This window comes from Stenotrophomonas sp. SORGH_AS_0282, assembly GCF_030818125.1.
In the GTDB taxonomy this organism is placed as follows: Bacteria; Pseudomonadota; Gammaproteobacteria; order Xanthomonadales; family Xanthomonadaceae; genus Stenotrophomonas; species Stenotrophomonas rhizophila_A.
In genome coordinates this window covers 2,652,287-2,667,195 of sequence record NZ_JAUTAB010000001.1, presented here as the reverse complement: position 1 = coordinate 2,667,195, position 14,909 = coordinate 2,652,287, and the positions used below count along the sequence as shown (strand labels likewise).

16 protein-coding genes are annotated in these 14,909 nt (G+C 66.6%); 8 read left to right on the top strand and 8 right to left on the bottom strand.

Annotated features, from left to right (window positions below; translation table 11 throughout):
- Positions 1 to 544: 544 nt before the first annotated feature.
- Positions 545 to 1,564 carry a phosphate ABC transporter substrate-binding protein PstS gene (pstS, locus tag QE395_RS11935; RefSeq protein ID WP_306989238.1) on the bottom strand — a complete coding sequence of 340 codons (1,020 nt, stop codon included), beginning with the start codon at positions 1,562 to 1,564 and terminating at the stop codon, positions 545 to 547.
- Between the two features lie 381 nt (positions 1,565 to 1,945).
- On the opposite strand from pstS, the gene QE395_RS11930 reads away from it, so the two are divergent.
- The 3 genes from QE395_RS11930 to QE395_RS11920 are packed head-to-tail and all read left to right on the top strand — an operon-like array spanning position 1,946 to position 3,662.
- Positions 1,946 to 2,044 (top strand): pantocin A family RiPP, encoded by a 99-nt coding sequence (locus tag QE395_RS11930; protein WP_095363989.1) that lies wholly within the window; start codon positions 1,946 to 1,948, stop codon positions 2,042 to 2,044.
- Positions 2,045 to 2,085: 41 nt separating this feature from the next.
- On the top strand, positions 2,086 to 2,757 hold the full coding sequence (locus QE395_RS11925) for a hypothetical protein (protein ID WP_306989236.1): 672 nt from the start codon (positions 2,086 to 2,088) through the stop codon (positions 2,755 to 2,757).
- On the top strand, positions 2,754 to 3,662 hold the full coding sequence (locus QE395_RS11920) for a DMT family transporter (RefSeq protein ID WP_306989234.1): 909 nt from the start codon (positions 2,754 to 2,756) through the stop codon (positions 3,660 to 3,662). Before QE395_RS11925 ends, QE395_RS11920 begins: the two co-directional genes overlap by 4 nt.
- Positions 3,663 to 3,781: 119 nt before the next feature.
- Here QE395_RS11920 and QE395_RS11915 read toward each other — a convergent pair whose 3' ends face one another.
- The 3 genes from QE395_RS11915 to QE395_RS11905 form a co-directional block, all read right to left on the bottom strand.
- The gene (locus QE395_RS11915; RefSeq protein WP_176472668.1) at positions 3,782 to 4,993 is read right to left on the bottom strand and encodes an OprO/OprP family phosphate-selective porin; all 1,212 of its coding nucleotides are present in this window, start codon (positions 4,991 to 4,993) and stop codon (positions 3,782 to 3,784) included.
- Between the two features lie 181 nt (positions 4,994 to 5,174).
- Positions 5,175 to 5,849 (bottom strand): endonuclease III, encoded by a 675-nt coding sequence (gene nth / locus QE395_RS11910; RefSeq protein ID WP_306989231.1) that lies wholly within the window; start codon positions 5,847 to 5,849, stop codon positions 5,175 to 5,177.
- Positions 5,849 to 6,220 (bottom strand): hypothetical protein, encoded by a 372-nt coding sequence (locus tag QE395_RS11905; RefSeq protein WP_093533953.1) that lies wholly within the window; start codon positions 6,218 to 6,220, stop codon positions 5,849 to 5,851. Before QE395_RS11905 ends, nth begins: the two co-directional genes overlap by 1 nt.
- 236 nt (positions 6,221 to 6,456) lie before the next feature.
- On the opposite strand from QE395_RS11905, the gene QE395_RS11900 reads away from it, so the two are divergent.
- From QE395_RS11900 to QE395_RS11890, 3 genes are all read left to right on the top strand, one after another.
- Positions 6,457 to 7,158 (top strand): FKBP-type peptidyl-prolyl cis-trans isomerase N-terminal domain-containing protein, encoded by a 702-nt coding sequence (locus QE395_RS11900; RefSeq protein ID WP_068850599.1) that lies wholly within the window; start codon positions 6,457 to 6,459, stop codon positions 7,156 to 7,158.
- A gap of 111 nt (positions 7,159 to 7,269) precedes the next feature.
- Positions 7,270 to 8,052 (top strand): CoA pyrophosphatase, encoded by a 783-nt coding sequence (locus QE395_RS11895; protein ID WP_093533909.1) that lies wholly within the window; start codon positions 7,270 to 7,272, stop codon positions 8,050 to 8,052.
- Positions 8,052 to 8,957, top strand: a complete 906-nt coding sequence (locus QE395_RS11890) for a sulfurtransferase (protein WP_179197354.1) — start codon at positions 8,052 to 8,054, stop codon at positions 8,955 to 8,957. The genes QE395_RS11895 and QE395_RS11890 overlap by 1 nt, the downstream gene beginning before the upstream one ends.
- A 48-nt stretch (positions 8,958 to 9,005) precedes the next feature.
- Here QE395_RS11890 and QE395_RS11885 read toward each other — a convergent pair whose 3' ends face one another.
- Entirely contained in the window at positions 9,006 to 9,641 is a 636-nt protein-coding gene (locus QE395_RS11885; RefSeq protein WP_306989227.1) for an N-acetylmuramoyl-L-alanine amidase, read from the bottom strand.
- A 57-nt stretch (positions 9,642 to 9,698) separates the two neighbouring features.
- Between QE395_RS11885 and QE395_RS11880 the strand changes: the two genes are divergently transcribed.
- Both QE395_RS11880 and rlmKL read left to right on the top strand, forming a co-directional pair.
- Positions 9,699 to 10,229 (top strand): hypothetical protein, encoded by a 531-nt coding sequence (locus QE395_RS11880; protein WP_184124231.1) that lies wholly within the window; start codon positions 9,699 to 9,701, stop codon positions 10,227 to 10,229.
- Positions 10,230 to 10,402: 173 nt separating this feature from the next.
- Positions 10,403 to 12,547 carry a bifunctional 23S rRNA (guanine(2069)-N(7))-methyltransferase RlmK/23S rRNA (guanine(2445)-N(2))-methyltransferase RlmL gene (gene rlmKL, locus QE395_RS11875; protein WP_306989225.1) on the top strand — a complete coding sequence of 715 codons (2,145 nt, stop codon included), beginning with the start codon at positions 10,403 to 10,405 and terminating at the stop codon, positions 12,545 to 12,547.
- A gap of 75 nt (positions 12,548 to 12,622) precedes the next feature.
- Here the strand turns inward: rlmKL and QE395_RS11870 are convergent, their stop codons facing one another.
- Genes QE395_RS11870 through QE395_RS11860 form a run of 3 tightly spaced genes read right to left on the bottom strand, consistent with a single transcriptional unit; the run spans position 12,623 to position 14,855 of the window.
- Entirely contained in the window at positions 12,623 to 12,952 is a 330-nt protein-coding gene (locus tag QE395_RS11870) for a DUF3325 domain-containing protein (protein WP_184124227.1), read from the bottom strand.
- Entirely contained in the window at positions 12,949 to 14,583 is a 1,635-nt protein-coding gene (locus tag QE395_RS11865; protein WP_306989223.1) for a PepSY-associated TM helix domain-containing protein, read from the bottom strand. The genes QE395_RS11870 and QE395_RS11865 overlap by 4 nt, the downstream gene beginning before the upstream one ends.
- Positions 14,580 to 14,855 carry a DUF3649 domain-containing protein gene (locus QE395_RS11860; RefSeq protein WP_099047442.1) on the bottom strand — a complete coding sequence of 92 codons (276 nt, stop codon included), beginning with the start codon at positions 14,853 to 14,855 and terminating at the stop codon, positions 14,580 to 14,582. The genes QE395_RS11865 and QE395_RS11860 overlap by 4 nt, the downstream gene beginning before the upstream one ends.
- Between the last annotated feature and the right edge of the window lie 54 nt (positions 14,856 to 14,909).

The window sequence follows — 14,909 nt, the reverse complement described above, 5'->3', positions numbered from 1 at the left end:
CTCCGTAGCGGGATAGGGGGCCGGTCTCGCCGGCTGACGCTGCTATGAAATGATGTTTTTGTTACAGCTTGATGACGTCGTGACCGGGGGCACGCTGGAGGCCCGTGGGGCAAGGGCTGGCGGGGGCTACAGCGGGTGCCGGTGGATCGAGCGCCGGGGCGCCATACCCTTTCCGGCGAATGTCCCCCGGCGTCGGCCTGCGGCCGACACCTCCTCCTTTAATTCGCCTCCAAGGGTATGCCGCCCCGGCACTCGATCCACCGGCGTTGCACCTGGCTCCGGCTTTGCCTGCGCGTGCCGGAAGCCTTGCCCCGTTGCGGCCGGTAGGTCCCTGGCAAATTAAAGGAGGAGGGGGCGGCCGCAGGCCGACGCCGGGGGACATTTGCACAGGGGCCTGCCGGTCGCGGCGGGGCCCTCAACGCTCGCGGCAGATGAAAAAAAGCGCGGATCTTGCGATCCGCGCCGGTGGTGCCGCCAGGGGGAGAGAGGACCTGGCGACACCGTTGCCTGGTAGGTCACGACCGTTGGCCGTGACCCCCTTCAATCAATATTTCAGGTTCTGCGACCAGTAGGTCTCGATCTGCTTGACCAGGGCGTCCGGCAGCGGTACGTAGTCCAGCTGCTTGGCCTGGGCATCGCCGCTCTTGTAGATCCAGCGGAAGAACTCCTGGGTCGCCTTGGCGTTGTTGACGTTCTTCGGCTGCTTGCGGACCAGGATGAAGTTGGTGGCGGTGATCGGCCACGCTTCGGCGCCCGGGGCGTTGGTCATGACCAGGTAGAAGTCCTTGGCGTTGGCCCAGTCGGCGCTGGCGGCAGCGGCGGCGAACGACTCGTCGCTCGGCAGCACGACCTTGCCCGACGCGTTCTTCATCGCGGCGTAGGACATCTTGTTCTGCAGCGCGTAGGACAGTTCGACATAGCCGATGCCGCCCTTGATCTGCTTCACGTACGCGGCAACGCCTTCATTGCCCTTGCCGCCGATGCCGACCGGCCACTGGACCGAGGTGCCTTCGCCGACCTTGGACTTCCACTCCGGGTTGACCTTGGAGAGGTAGTTGACGAAGTTGAAGGTGGTGCCCGAACCGTCCGAGCGGTGCACGACGGTGATCTTGCCGTCGGGCAGCTTCACGCCCGGGTTGAGGGCGGCGATGGCCGGGTCGTTCCAGGTCTTGACCTTGCCCAGGAAGATGTTGGCCAGGGTCACGCCATCGAGCTTCAGCGCACCCGGGGCGATGCCGGCCACGTTGATCACCGGCACCACGCCGCCAATCACCGACGGGAACTGGGCCAGGCCGGCCGCGGCCAGATCTTCCGGCTTCAACGGGGCGTCGGACGAACCGAAGTCCACCGTGGCCGCCTTGATCTGGGCAATACCACCACCCGAACCGATGGACTGGTAGTTGACCTTCTTGCCGGTCGCGGTGCTGTAGTCGGCCGACCACTTGGACATGACCGGGTAGATGAACGATGCGCCCGCGCCGGTCACATCGGCGGCATTGGCGGCGAACACGGAGGACGCGGCGAGCACTGCGACAGCGGCGCGCGACTTGAAGGCGTGGATCACGGGGTGGCTCCTGGGATGGATGGTGGTGCGGGGTTTCCCGCCCGGTGCCTATTGCATAACGGTTCAATGACAGCGCGACGTCTGTCATATGACGGCATCGTGACACCCTCCAATCTCGGAGATTCCACTGGCGCGGAGCGCGGACACCGTCACGATCGCGTCGTCCGCGACAGACAGCGGTCTTCGGCGCAATCGGTGCAACTCACCGATTCCTGCGCCAGCGCAACCTTGCAGCATGACGGCAGTCACTTTGAAAGTGCATTCGCCTTCACATGTTCTGACATTGCATTGCAATAAGTGACGTCGGTCATTGAGTCGAAGTGGTCAGGCCCTCCACCTTCGGGCGGCACCACTTCCGGTGCATGTGAAAAGGAGCTGCAAATGTTGGAGATCACGTTCGTCGATCTGGAAGAGCGCATCTCGGCCATCAGCGAGGAAGACGCGATGTACAAGTCCGGCGAGAGCATCCAGCTCTCGTGACACCGGAAGGGCAGGGCGCAGGTCCCGGGAGGAGGTGGTGTTTGATCGGATATGAGGTACTTCGCGAGCGCTTCCAGCTCGATGGATACGTTCATTTCGATCTACGCGCCTTTGTGCCATCCATCGCTGATGTGGTTGAGCGCGTTGCCAGCATCGGGGAGGATCGGTGGTCATTTATCGTGAAGAATCGTGATGGTGAGCACGATCTGTGTTCGTCGGACAAAGTCGAAGCGAGCAGGCAGCACGCCATCGCTGATCGCGACCGTGAGCTTGGCAGATTCGCGTTTTCGTTCCGATGGATGCCGGACTCGCGTGAGAACGCCGATGTGGAAGCGCTACAGGCGATGAAACAGTTGATGGCCTCAAGGCCGGTGCTCGAGTTGCTGGGAAAGGTCACTGGCCGCGTACCTCTGACCGTATCCCAGTTCTACCTGAGTTGGTTCGAGCACGGCCATTTCCTTGGCACTCACTGCGATCCGGGCCAGAGCTTCGGCGTCGCGCTCAGTCTGACGAAGGAGTGGGACCCCAACCACGGAGGGCTGACCGTAGTGCTTCCTGACGGGGAGAAGGAAACTGCTGCCTGTCTGGTGCCGGCACTCTTCACGTTGTTGGTATTTGATACCAGCGCACGCCGCATCCCGCATTTCGTCTCCGCGGTTACCGCTCCTGCGCGTCGTAGACGAATCACTGCGGTGGCCAGGTACCGCGCATGAAGTGGTCTGATCACGCACAAGGCGTGGATCTCCGGGCCGCGACCGCCGCTGTGTGCGTGGTCCTGGTCTGGAGTACCAGCTTCTCTTTTGCGAGGGACGCAGTTCAACAGATGGGCCCTTGGACGTTTCGTTTTTACAGTACCTTGGCGGGCTTCATGACAGTGCTGCCTTTTGTCCGACGGAGCTGGCTGGAGGTCCTGCAGCTGCAGGCGGCGACGAGACAACGCGTGCTCTGGGCAGTGACGATCAATGGAACCATGGTCTCCAGCCTCAACATCCTCGCGCTCGCCTACTATCCAGCTACCACCGTGCTTACGTTGATGTACACGATGCCTGCCTTTGCTGGCGCGATGGAGGCGGTGCGCCTGGGGCGGTGGTCTTGGGGGGGCGTGCTGGCGACGGGGGCGGCGTTGATCGGAGTCCTTCTATATGTCGGCGGTGCGCCAGCGGGCGGCGCCTTGTTGATTGTTCTGAATGCAGCCCTTTGGGCAGTAGGCACCCTGTTGTCGGCGCGTACGGGGCAGCCTTGCCGGCCCTCGACGCTGGTCACCGTGCAGATGCTCATCGCATTCCTCTGTTCCATTCCGCTGCTTGCTCTGGCCGGCGGGCAGGGAGAGTCATTGCCACCTTGGCAGGGGCGTGGGAATGTCCTGGCCCTTCTCTATGTCGGCGTGCTCAACGGGCCGGTGGTCTTCGGGCTGTGGTATGTCGCGATACAGGGGCTGGGTCCAGTACGCGCGGCGAGCTTTACGTTGGGTGTTCCGGTAGTCGGCGCCTTGGCTGCCGTGCTCGCCTTTGGCGAGACCCTCGACTGGTGGCAGGCGGCGGGAATCGGTCTGGTCGTATTGGGGATGGCACTCCGATTGAGGGGCGTGGCGGCGCCTGCCAATGGAGCCACCCGGTGACGGTGGACAGTGCCTGTTACTTCTGCAATTGCGCTGCAACGCCGGTAACCCGTGACCCAGAACGAAGAAAGGGGCGCAGCCCAAGCTGCGCCCCATCAATGCTGCGTCTTGCCTGTTGCTTACCAGAAGAACTGCAGGCGCGCTTCCAGGATGTTCGGGTCGTCGTTGACGAAGGTGCGCGTGGCGGAGCTGTACTTCTTGCTGTCCACCATCACGTAGTTCAGCGCGAACTTGGTGTTGGAACGCCAGTAGTAGTTCACGCCGACGGTCCAGATATCCATCTTGCCGCCGAGAACGCCGTCCACGATCGGCGGACGACCGGCAACCGGGTTGGCGTTCAGATGGCCATCATCCAGGTTCATCGAGTCATAGCGCGCGCCCAGCTGCCACATGCCACGGCCCGGCTCGTCCGGCAGGCCGGTGGTCGGCACGCCGCTCTTGTAGCCCCAGGTCTCGCCGGTGATGTTCCACAGCCCGCTGACATAGAAGCCGTCGCTGGTGTAGTTGTCGCGCGTCATGCGCTTGGCTTCGCTGGTGTAGTACTCGGCCTGGGCCTTGAACGGGCCGCCGATGTACATGGCTTCGGCACCGATGGTCTTGACGCGGTCGGTGTCGGTCAGGTTGCCGCTGTCGACCAGGCGCGCGGTGGCCAGGTCGGCGTTCGGGCGGGCGCGCACGCGAAGGGTGTCCGCGTCGGTGTCGTAGTCGACATAGCTCAGGCCGAAGTGCAGGACCTGGCCCTTGTCATTGATCGGCGCCCAGGTGCCACGTGCGCCGTAGCCGCTGCCGTGGGCCAGGTTGCGGGTCAGCTCACGGCCGAACGCGCTGGCGGTGACCGACCAGTTGTTGTCGCCGAAGCTGTAGGCGCCACCGAGGCGGCGGGCCACGGCGTAGGTGTTGGTGACCGCAGCCTTGGAGATGAAGTCGTTGTTCTTGGTGCTGGACAGCTCTTCCAGGCTGTTGGGCTGCTTGAACTGGCCCAGCTGCACGAAGTGGTTGGCGTTGCCGGCCAGCTTGTACTTGACGTTGGTGTCCAGGAACTTGTCGGCCTTGGCGTCGTAGCCGACCACCCATTCCACGTTGCCCGGGCCCTTGCCCTTCAGCACCAGCTCGGCGCGACGCAGTTCGAATTCGCTGTCCTTGCCGTTGGCGGCATCGCCACCGTTGAGATCGGTCACATCGTTGTCGAACCAGTTGCCGTCGGCTTGGACCAGGCCTTCGAACGTGATCTCCGAGCCGCCGATCACGTCGATGGCCACTTCAGCGTGGGCGGCCGGCACGAACAGCGCAGCAGCCACGGCCGCAGTGAGGAGTTGGCGATGCAGTTTCATGGAAAGGAGCCTTGCAGGCAGGTGGGAAGATGCTGCGCAGGCTAATAAGTGAAGATTGCGTAAATATGACAGTTTCAGACAAGGCAGCCCCAGGCCCGGGCACGGCGGCTGCTGGGGTTGCTCAAACTGCCCGAATCAGATGACTGCCCGGTTGCGCCTAGATGGCAGTCGCCGCCGTCGCTCAGGCGGCGGTTTTCTGCTTGAAGCGGCACAGGTCACGGATCACACACTGCGGGCAGTCCGGCTTGCGCGCCTTGCACACATAGCGGCCATGCAGAATCAGCCAGTGGTGGGCGTCGAGCAGGAACTCGGCCGGAATCACCTTGACCAGCAGGTCTTCCACTGCGCGAACGTCCTTGCCGGCGGCCAGCCCAGTGCGGTTGGCCACCCGGAAGATGTGCGTATCCACCGCCATCACCGGTTCGCCGAACGCAGTGTTGAGCACCACGTTGGCAGTCTTGCGCCCGACCCCGGGCAGGGCTTCCAGCGCGGCGCGGTCACGCGGCACGTCACCGCCATGCTGGTCGATCAACAGGCGGCAGGTGGCGATGACATTCTTCGCCTTGGCATTGAACAGGCCGATGGTGGCGATGTACTTCTTCAGCCCGTCCTCGCCCAGCGCCAGGATCGCCTGCGGCGTGTTGGCTACCGGGAAAAGTTTGCGCGTGGCCTTGTTGACGCCCACATCGGTGGCCTGCGCGGAAAGCGCCACGGCGACCAGCAGTTCGAACGGTGAGCTGTACTCCAGTTCGGTCTTCGGATGCGGATTGAGTTCGCGCAGGCGGGTGAACATTTCAACGACGTCGGCCTTGGGCATGCGCGCGCTGCGCGGAGCGGCCTTTGCAACAGGGGTCATCAGGAAGGCTTTCCAGCAGCCCTGGCTTTGGCGCGCGCAAGAATCGCGGCAGCCGCAGGCGGCAGGGCCGGCTTCAGATCGGGAGTGGGGGCCGGCGGCGCGCGTCGCGCATCGCGTTCGGCCGCGCGGCGCGCAAGCCGCTGCGCGCGCTGGCGGTAACGGTCACGCGCGTCCCAGGCGCGTTGCAGCTGCTGCTGGGCCTGCAGCAGGCGGGCGGGCAGGTCCGGGTGACCGGGCAGCAGGGCGTCGTCGCCAGGGCCGGGCACGTAGTCCATCAGGCCGGCGTCCAGCGCGGCATCCAGGTCATCCGCCAGCACCAGCTGCAGCAGGCGCGCCGGCGCCGGCCCGGCGGCGTCACCTCCCTGAACCATGGGGCGGTTGACCCCGGGCGCTGGGATGGCACCATCGTCGGCAACGGTCAGGGGCGCGTCGGCCACGGCAGAAACTCCTGGTAAAACGTTAAAAAAAAGTGATTTTGAACTCTGGAAACGAAAGCAGGTCATAGCCTTCGTCGTTAGTGGCGGTTCAACGTTGCGGCGGCTATCCTAACCCGTCGCCTCAGGGCGGCCCAATGCGTCCTGAGTTACCACCCCTGGAGAAACGTTTGATGAAGTTGCGTTCTATCGCGGTCGCCGTCGCGGCCCTGGCCCTGACGGGCAATGCCTTCGCCCAGGACACTTCGTCCGAAAAGGGCAAGCTGAGCTATTACTTCGGTTACGACTACGGCAACAACCTGGCTGAGCTCACCGGTCGCGGCGAACAGCTGGACATCAATTCGGTGGTGAAGGGCCTGCAGGATGCCTACGCCAAGAAGCAGCCGGCAATCACCGCCGATCAGCTGAAGCCGGCCGTCGAAGCCTTCCAGAAGCGTGAGCAGGGTCGTGCTGCTGCCGCCAAGGCCGAGTACGAAAAGGCTGCCGCCGAAAACAAGACCAAGAGCACTGCCTTCCTGACCGCCAACAAGGCCAAGGCCGGCGTGCAGGCGCTGCCGAGCGGCGTGCAGTACCGCGTGATCGAAGCCGGCAAGGGCGCCAAGCCGACCCAGGCCAGCACCGTGCAGCTGGAAGTGGCCGGCCCGTACCCGTTCGGCACCCGTCCGACCGAAGCCCGCCCGGCGCAGCAGATCCCGTCGATCAAGGTCAGCGAAGTCGAAATGAAGGCCATGCGCGAAGTACTGCTGCAGATGCCGGCCGGTTCGAAGTGGGAAGTTACCCTGCCGCCGGAACAGGCCTACGGTGCCGACCCGCGTACCCCGTTCCCGCCGAACGTCGCCGTGCAGTTTGAAATCAAACTGGTCAGCGTCAAATAAAAAAACACCGGAAACAACAAAACGCGCCGATGGCAACATCGGCGCGTTTTTTGTTGCCCGCATTCGCGTTACTGTTGCCCGGTGCACTTTCCGGAAACCCCCGCCCATGCCATGCCCAGCCCCTGCATCGGAACCTGCGCGCTTGATCGCGCCGGCCTGTGCGGCGGCTGCCTGCGCAACGTGGATGAAATCACCCGCTGGTCGACGATGACCCGACACGAACAAGAACATGTGATGCGGCAGGTGCTGCCGCTGCGTGAGCAGCTGCGGCAGTCGCTGGGCGGCTCGCTGGCCGACCACGAGCGCCTGTTGCGCGCGCTGCACCCGCTCGATGCACCCCCTGGCGGCGATGGCTGGAACCGCAGTGAACTGGCCGACCTGCTGCCGCCCGGCCCGCCGGTGGAAGCGGCGGTGCTGGCCGGGATCATTCCGCGCGCCAGCGGCGCGCAGGTGCTGCTGACCCGGCGCACCGATACGCTGCGCCAGCATGGCGGCCAGGTCGGCTTCCCGGGCGGCCGCCAAGAGCCGGACGACCGCGATGCGGTGGCCGCCGCGATCCGCGAAAGCAACGAAGAAATCGCGCTGCCGCACGACCAGGTGCAGGTGCTGGGCTACCTGGATCCGTTCGTGACCATTACCGGGTACCGGGTGATGCCGGTGGTGGCGGTGATCGACCCGGGTTTCGTGGCGGTGCCACAGCCGGATGAAGTGGCCGAAGTGTTCGAGGTGCCGTTCGATTACCTGATGGACCCGGCCAACCTGCACCAGGTCGAGATCGACCACCGCGGCCGCATTCGCCACGTGCTGGAATACGGCTGGCCGGGCCAGCGCATCTGGGGCGCCACCGCCGCCATCCTCTACAACCTGCGTCGCCGCCTGGAGCAACTGGAATGATGACCGCGAACCCGACCCCGTGGACCACCCTTGTCGATGTGGCGACGCTGTCCAGCGCGCTTTCGCAGGGGGATACGCGCCTGCTGGATGCGCGCGCCACCGCCAGTGCGGCGCCGCGCGTGCTGGATGCGCGTTTTTCGCTGGCCGATCCGCAGTCCGGCGCGCGCGATTATGCCGCCGGGCATCTGCCGGGCGCGCTGCGCGCGGACGTCAACCGCGACCTGGCGGACATGAGCGTGGTCGGCCACGGCCGCCACCCGTTGCCGGACAGCGATGCGTTCGCCGGCACACTGGGGCGGTGGGGAATCGGTCCGGATACCCAGGTGGTGGTCTACGACGGCGGCGACGGCAGCATGGCGGCGGCGCGCGCGTGGTGGCTGCTGCGCTTGATCGGACATACGCAGGTGGCGGTGCTCGATGGTGGCCTCGCGGCGTGGCAGGCGGCCGGTCTGCCGTTGACCACGGACGTGCCCGAGGTGCTGCCGTTGCCGGCCTATCCGGGGCGTTTCGATACCCGCCAGGTGGCATCGGTGGACGAGATCGCCGCGCGCTTGAAGCATGCGCCGGGCTGGCTGCTGGATGCGCGTGCCGGTGAACGGTTCCGGGGTGAGGTGGAGCCGCTGGATCCGGTGGCGGGGCATGTACCCGGGGCGGTGAACCGTCCGTTCGGATTGAATGTGGCCGACGGCCGCCTGCGACCGGCTGCCGAGCTGCACGCCGCGCTGCGGCCGCTGATTGGCACGCATGATCCGCAGCAGGTGGTGTTGATGTGCGGGTCGGGCGTGACCGCCTGCCATCTGCTGTTGGCGATGGAAGTGGCCGGGCTGCACGGCGCGCGGGTCTATGCCGATTCGTGGAGCGGGTGGGTCAGCGATTCAAGCCGACCGGTCGCGACCGGCGCCTGATCGGCCGCCACCCAGGGCGTCAACAGATGGAGCAGGTAGAGCGGACTGTCAGTCCGCTGCTCTTCGCGTCGACCGCAGGCTGCACGCCAACGGCAGCGGACTGACAGTCCGCTCTACCCCCCCCAGCGGAGTCAGCGTCACCGCCGCCAGCACCCGCGGCCACGGGAACAACGGGCCCGGGTCGCGCTTGCGCAGCACGCGCCGGTCCGGGTCGTCGCTGGCTACTTCGTCCCGGGTGTCCAGCGCCTCGTGCCCGGCGATGTGGTGCAGGGCGGGCAGGGAGTCGCACAGGTGCTGCAACAGGTCGATCAAGGCCGCGATCTGGGCCTCCGGATAGGGTTCGTCCATCGCCTGGTGGCGTGAATCCAGCCAGTGCGGGTAGCGGCCGGTGTTGACCAGCTCGATGCCGACCGAACGCGGGTTGTACCCGCTGACGTGGTGAGCCACGCGCTCGACCGGGACGTATTGGACGATGCTGCCGTCGCGGTCGATGTAGAAGTGCCCGCTGTTGCCGCTGCCGCTGTCGTACAGCACGCGCTCGCCGTAGCTGCGCGCCATGGCCAGGTCGGGCAGTTCGGTGCAGTGGATCACCACCAGATCGATGTCATCCGGCGCGCGCTCGCCCAGCTGCGCCACGTAGGGCAGCGGCTGCGAATCGATGCGGGGCGGGGCGCGGTCGGGCATGCGCCGATGCTAGCATTCAGGCATGAGCGCTTACATCGATTTCCACGCGGTGGCTGCATGAGCCGCGGCCACTGCATTCTTTCCCACGGCTTCGAAAGCGGCCCGGACGCCACCAAGGTAACCGCCCTGGCCGAAGTGGCCGAGCGGCTGGGCTGGACCCACGAACGGCCCGATTACACCGACCTGGATGCCCTGCGTGAGGTCAGCAGCGTGGGGGATGTCCGTGCCCGCCTGCAGCGCCTGGTCGAGCGCGCCAGCGCCGCCGCCGCGCAAGGCCCGGTCGTGCTGGCGGGTTCCTCGCTGGGTGCCTACATCTCGGCCATCGCCTCCCTGCAGGTCCCGACCCGGGGTCTGTTCCTCATGGTGCCGCCGACCCGGATGGGGCCGATGCCGGCGCTGGATGCCGCCCGCGTGCCCACCAGCGTGGTCCACGCCTGGCACGACGAACTGATTCCCGCCGCCGATGTGATTGCCTGGGCCCAGGCCCGGTCAGCCCGTCTGCTGCTGGTGGACGACGGCCACCGCCTGAACAACCACGTGGACGCCTCCGCGCAGGCCTTCGAGGCCCTGCTCGCCACCCTCCGGTAGAGCGGGGCTCTGACCCGCTGCATTCCGGTAGCGGTTCGGCCAGCCAGGCAGAGCCCGGCGCTACGCGGCCGCGTGCGGCCGGGTCACGTACAATGGACGGTCCGGCGCCTGCGCCCGGGCCGCCCGCGGTGCCCGTGGGCACCCCCTTCCTGCTGACCTGCGATACCGATCCCGTGAAATTCTTTGTTTCCTGCGCCAAGGGCCTGGAGTACCTGCTCGCCGACGAACTGCTGGCGCTGGGCCTGCCCAGGGCCACTGCCACCATTTCCGGCGTCAATGCCGAGGGCGAGCTGCCGCAGGCACTGAAGGTCGTGTTGTGGTCGCGCCTGGCCAGCCGGGTGCTGTGGCCGCTGGCCGAGTTCGACTGCCCGGACGAGGGATCGCTGTACCAGGGCGTCTCCTCGATGCCGTGGGAGCAGCACATCAGCCCCGAGCTGACCCTGTCGGTGGACGCCCATGTGTCGGGGACTGAAATCACCCACGCGCGTTTTGCCGCGCAGCGGGTCAAGGACGGCGTGGTAGACAGCCTGCGCGCGCAGGGCCTGGAGCGGCCGTCGGTGAACACCGAGTTCCCGGACGTGCGCATCAACCTGTCGCTGCGCAAGGGCCGCGCCTCGATCTCGATCGATCTCGGCGGTGGCCCGATGCACCGGCGCGGCTGGCGCATGGCGCAGAACGAGGCCCCGCTGAAGGAAAACCTGGCAGCCGCCGTGCTGATGCGCGCCAACTGGCCGAAGATCCATGCCGAAGGCGGTGGCCTGCTTGACCCGATGTGCGGCAGCGGCACGCTGCTGATCGAAGGCGCGCTGATGGCTGCCGACGTGGCCCCGGGCCTGCAGCGCCACGGCAGCATTCCGCCGAGCCGCTGGCTGGGCTTCGACCGCGAGGCCTGGAATGCCCTGATGGCCGATGCGCGCACCCGCGAGCAGGCCGGGCGTGCCGCGCTCAAGCAGGTCATCCATGGCAGCGACATCGACCCGCATGCGATCCGCGCGGCCAAGGAAAACGCGGAGACCGCCGGTGTCGCCGAGGCGATCTGGTTCGGCGTGCGCGACGTGGCCGACGTGCAGGTTCCCCCGCAGGAAACCGGCTGCGTGGTGTGCAACCCGCCGTATGACGAACGCCTGGCCGCCGATGCGGTGCTGTACCGCCGCCTGGGCGATGCGCTCAAGCGCGCCGTGCCGCAGTGGCGGGCCAGCCTGCTGTGCGGCAGCGCCGAACTTGCGTTCGCCACCGGGCTGCGCGCGAACAAGAAGTACCAGCTGTTCAACGGCGCCATCGAGTGCGCGTTGATCGTGTGCGATCCCATCGCCGTACCGCAGCGCGAGAACGCGGGCCAGCCGCGCGAGCTCAGTGAAGGCGCGCAGATGGTGGCCAACCGGCTGCGCAAGAACATCCGCAGGTTCAAGACCTGGAAGGCGCGCGAGCAGGTCACCTGCTACCGCGTGTATGACGCCGACCTGCCCGAGTACGCCGCCGCGATCGACGTGTACGAAGAAGACGGTGGCGCTGGCCGCACCTTCCTGCACGTGCAGGAATACGCCGCGCCGGCCACCATTCCGGACGTGGACGTGCGCCGCCGCCGCAACGAGCTGCTCTCGGCCGCGCGCGAGGTATTCCAGGTGCCGGCCGAGCAGGTGGCGCTGAAGTCGCGCGAGCGCGGCAAGGGCGGCAGCAAGTATGGCCGCTTCGAACAGCGCGGCGAATTCGTGCTCGTGCGCGAAAACGATGCGCTGCTGCGCGTGAACCTGTTCGATTACCTGGACACCGGCCTGTTCCTGGACCACCGCCCGCTGCGCTGGCACATGGCCAAGGAAGCGCAGGGCAAGCGCTTCCTCAACCTGTTCTGCTACACCGGCGTGGCCAGCGTGCAGGCAGCGGTGGCCGGTGCGGCCTCCACCACCAGCGTGGACCTGTCCGGTACCTACCTGCAGTGGTGCGCCGACAACCTGGCCCTGAACGGCAAGGGCGGCAGCCAGCACCAGCTGATCCAGGCCGATGCACTGGCCTGGCTGGAAGCCGAGCGGCATCGGTTCGATGTGATCTTCTGCGATCCGCCGACCTTCTCCAACTCCGCCCGCGCCGAGGATTTCGACGTGCAGCGCGAGCATGTGCGATTGCTGCGTGCGGCCGTGGCGCGGTTGAGCCCGGAAGGCGTGCTGTACTTCTCGAACAACTTCCGCCGCTTCAAGCTGGACGAGGAAGCGATCAAGGAATTCGCCGCGTGCCGCGAGATCTCGGCCGACACCATCGGCGACGATTTCGAGCGCAACCCGCGCATCCACCGCGCGTGGGAGTTGAGGCGTTACGGGGCGTGATGTAGAGCCGACTGTTGGTCGGTTTGCACTTGAGTTCCCGTTGCCACCGGAAGAGCAGCCGACTGACAGTCGGCTCTACAGCGCGGCGGCGCCCAGGCCCAGCACCGGCAACGCCCAGGCCAGCGGCGCGATCCAGCGCGGTCGCCAGGGATACAGGCCGAAGGCGATCAGCAGGCCGCTGACCGTCATCGCGCCCAGCCACAGCACCGGGCCGGCGGCCCAGCCGTGGTCGGCCACGCAGATGCCGAACGCGGTCGCCAGCAATGCCCAACCCAGCCAACGCCACAGCCGCATGCGCGCGGGGCCGGCGTGCGCCTTGCCATGCAGGTCGAGCTGGTGCTTTTCCATCGCCAGCGACAGTGCGGTGAACGCAGAAAAGTTCAATGTGAGCGCCAGCAGCATCATGCGCTGGCCTCGGCGGCATTCGCGGTGGCGGCAAGTGCAGCGGCCTGGCGCCGCTTCTTCCCGGCCGCGCTCAGCGCAGGCTGCCAACGCTGCATGCGCAGGCCGCAGTACGCCAGCATCGCGCCGAAGGCGAGCATCACCACGTCGAACCCGGCCAGCGCCCAGTCGCCGGTGCGCAGGGTTACGCCCAGATGTGCATCGGTGGTGAGCACGTTGATCACCGGGATCAGGGCGAACAAGGCCGCGCCCAGGTACAGCTGCCAGGCCCACATCAACCGCTTGGGCCAGAGGAAGGCCGCCAGCAGGGCGGCGCCCCAGGCATAGAAGAACACGCTGGCTTCTGCGTCGGCGCGCTCCGCCATTTCCAGCGGCAGCAACCGGTTTCCCCAGAAGTACGCGGCAAACGCGATCGGCAGGCCGGCCACGGCGCCGATGTTGAGCGCATCCACCAGCCGCAGGCCGAAGCCGATCCTGCCGGCCTTGGCGTGCTTGGGGCGCTCCTTGACCGCCCACAGCACTACGCCGCTGGCCACCATCAGGCAACCCACCAGGCCGGACAGGAAGAACAGGGCGCGCAGGCCCCAGTCCGCGAAGCGGGCCAGGTGCAGGCCGTACATCACGCCGCGGGTGTGGGTGGCGCCGCCGGGCACCGGGCTGGTCTCGATCAGCGCGCCGCTGACCGCGTGGTAGCGCAGCGATGGTGTGTCGATCGACAGCCGCTTGCCATCGCGCTGGTAGATGTCGATCACCGCATTGGCCGCGCCCGGGTGGAACACGGTGAAGCCGCTGACCTGCGCGCCCTTCCATTCGGCACGCGCGCTGTCGAGCAGCTGCTGGATCGGCAGCGGCGCCGCGCGGCCTTCGGCGGCGTCGGCCGGATCGGCCAGGCGCGCAAAGGCCTCGCTGAAGAACGCGTCTTCATCCTTGGGATAAGCCACGCTTACGCCCTGCGGCAGGTACATGAACATCAGCGTGACAATGCCGGTGTAGGTGATCATCGCGTGGTAGGGCAGGGCCATCACCGCGCTGACGTTGTGGAAGTCCAGCCACGAACGCAGGCCCTTCTCCGGCCGGAAGGTGAAGAAGTCCTTGAAGATCTTCTTGTGGGTGATCACCCCGGTGATGATCGCCACCAGCATGAACACCGCGCAGAAACCCACCAGGTAGCGCGCCCACAGCACCGGGATATAGTGCAGGTCGAAATGCAGGCGGTAGAAGAAATCGCCGCCACGGGTTTCGCGCGCGGCCACTTCCTCGCCGCTGGCCGGGTCCACCGTGGCATCGCCGAAGCGGCCACCGCCGCGGCGGCGTTTTTCACCTTCGGCCGGTGGCTTCACCATCGATTCGGGGTTGCGCCAGAACATGCGCATGGCCGGGTTGCGCGGATCAGGCAGGGTCACGTTCCAGCTTTCGGCCTGCGGCGCCTTGTGCTGCAGGAAGGTCACCGCGCGCGCGGCGGCGACCTCGGTGGACACGCTGCTGCGCGGCAGCTCCGGGCGCATCCAGCGGCTGATTTCTTCGCGGTAGTAGCTGGCGGTGCCGGCCATGAAGATGAGCAGCAGCAGCCAGCCCACCAGCAGCCCGGTCCAGGTGTGCAGCCAGGCCATGGACTGGCGGAATCCATTCTTCATGCACGTGCTCCCAGTGCGAGGGTGCCCAGCCAGAACAACGCGGTGGGCGCGGCGATGCCGATCCAGGCGCGCAGTGCGGTGCGGGTGGCGAATGCCCACAGCGCGGCGCAGGCGCACAGCACGATCGCCACCAGCATGCCGGTCAGCACCGCTTGGGCGCGGGCGATGGGCAGGGCCACGGCGAAGAACATCGCGCAGGTGGCGGCCAGCGCGTAGCCGCCGATGATCGCGGCCAGCGAACGCGACAGCACTCCCAGCCAGGGGCGGTCGATGAAACCGCCGAAACGGTTGAACCAGCTGGCATCAGGCGTGCTGTCCACGGGAAC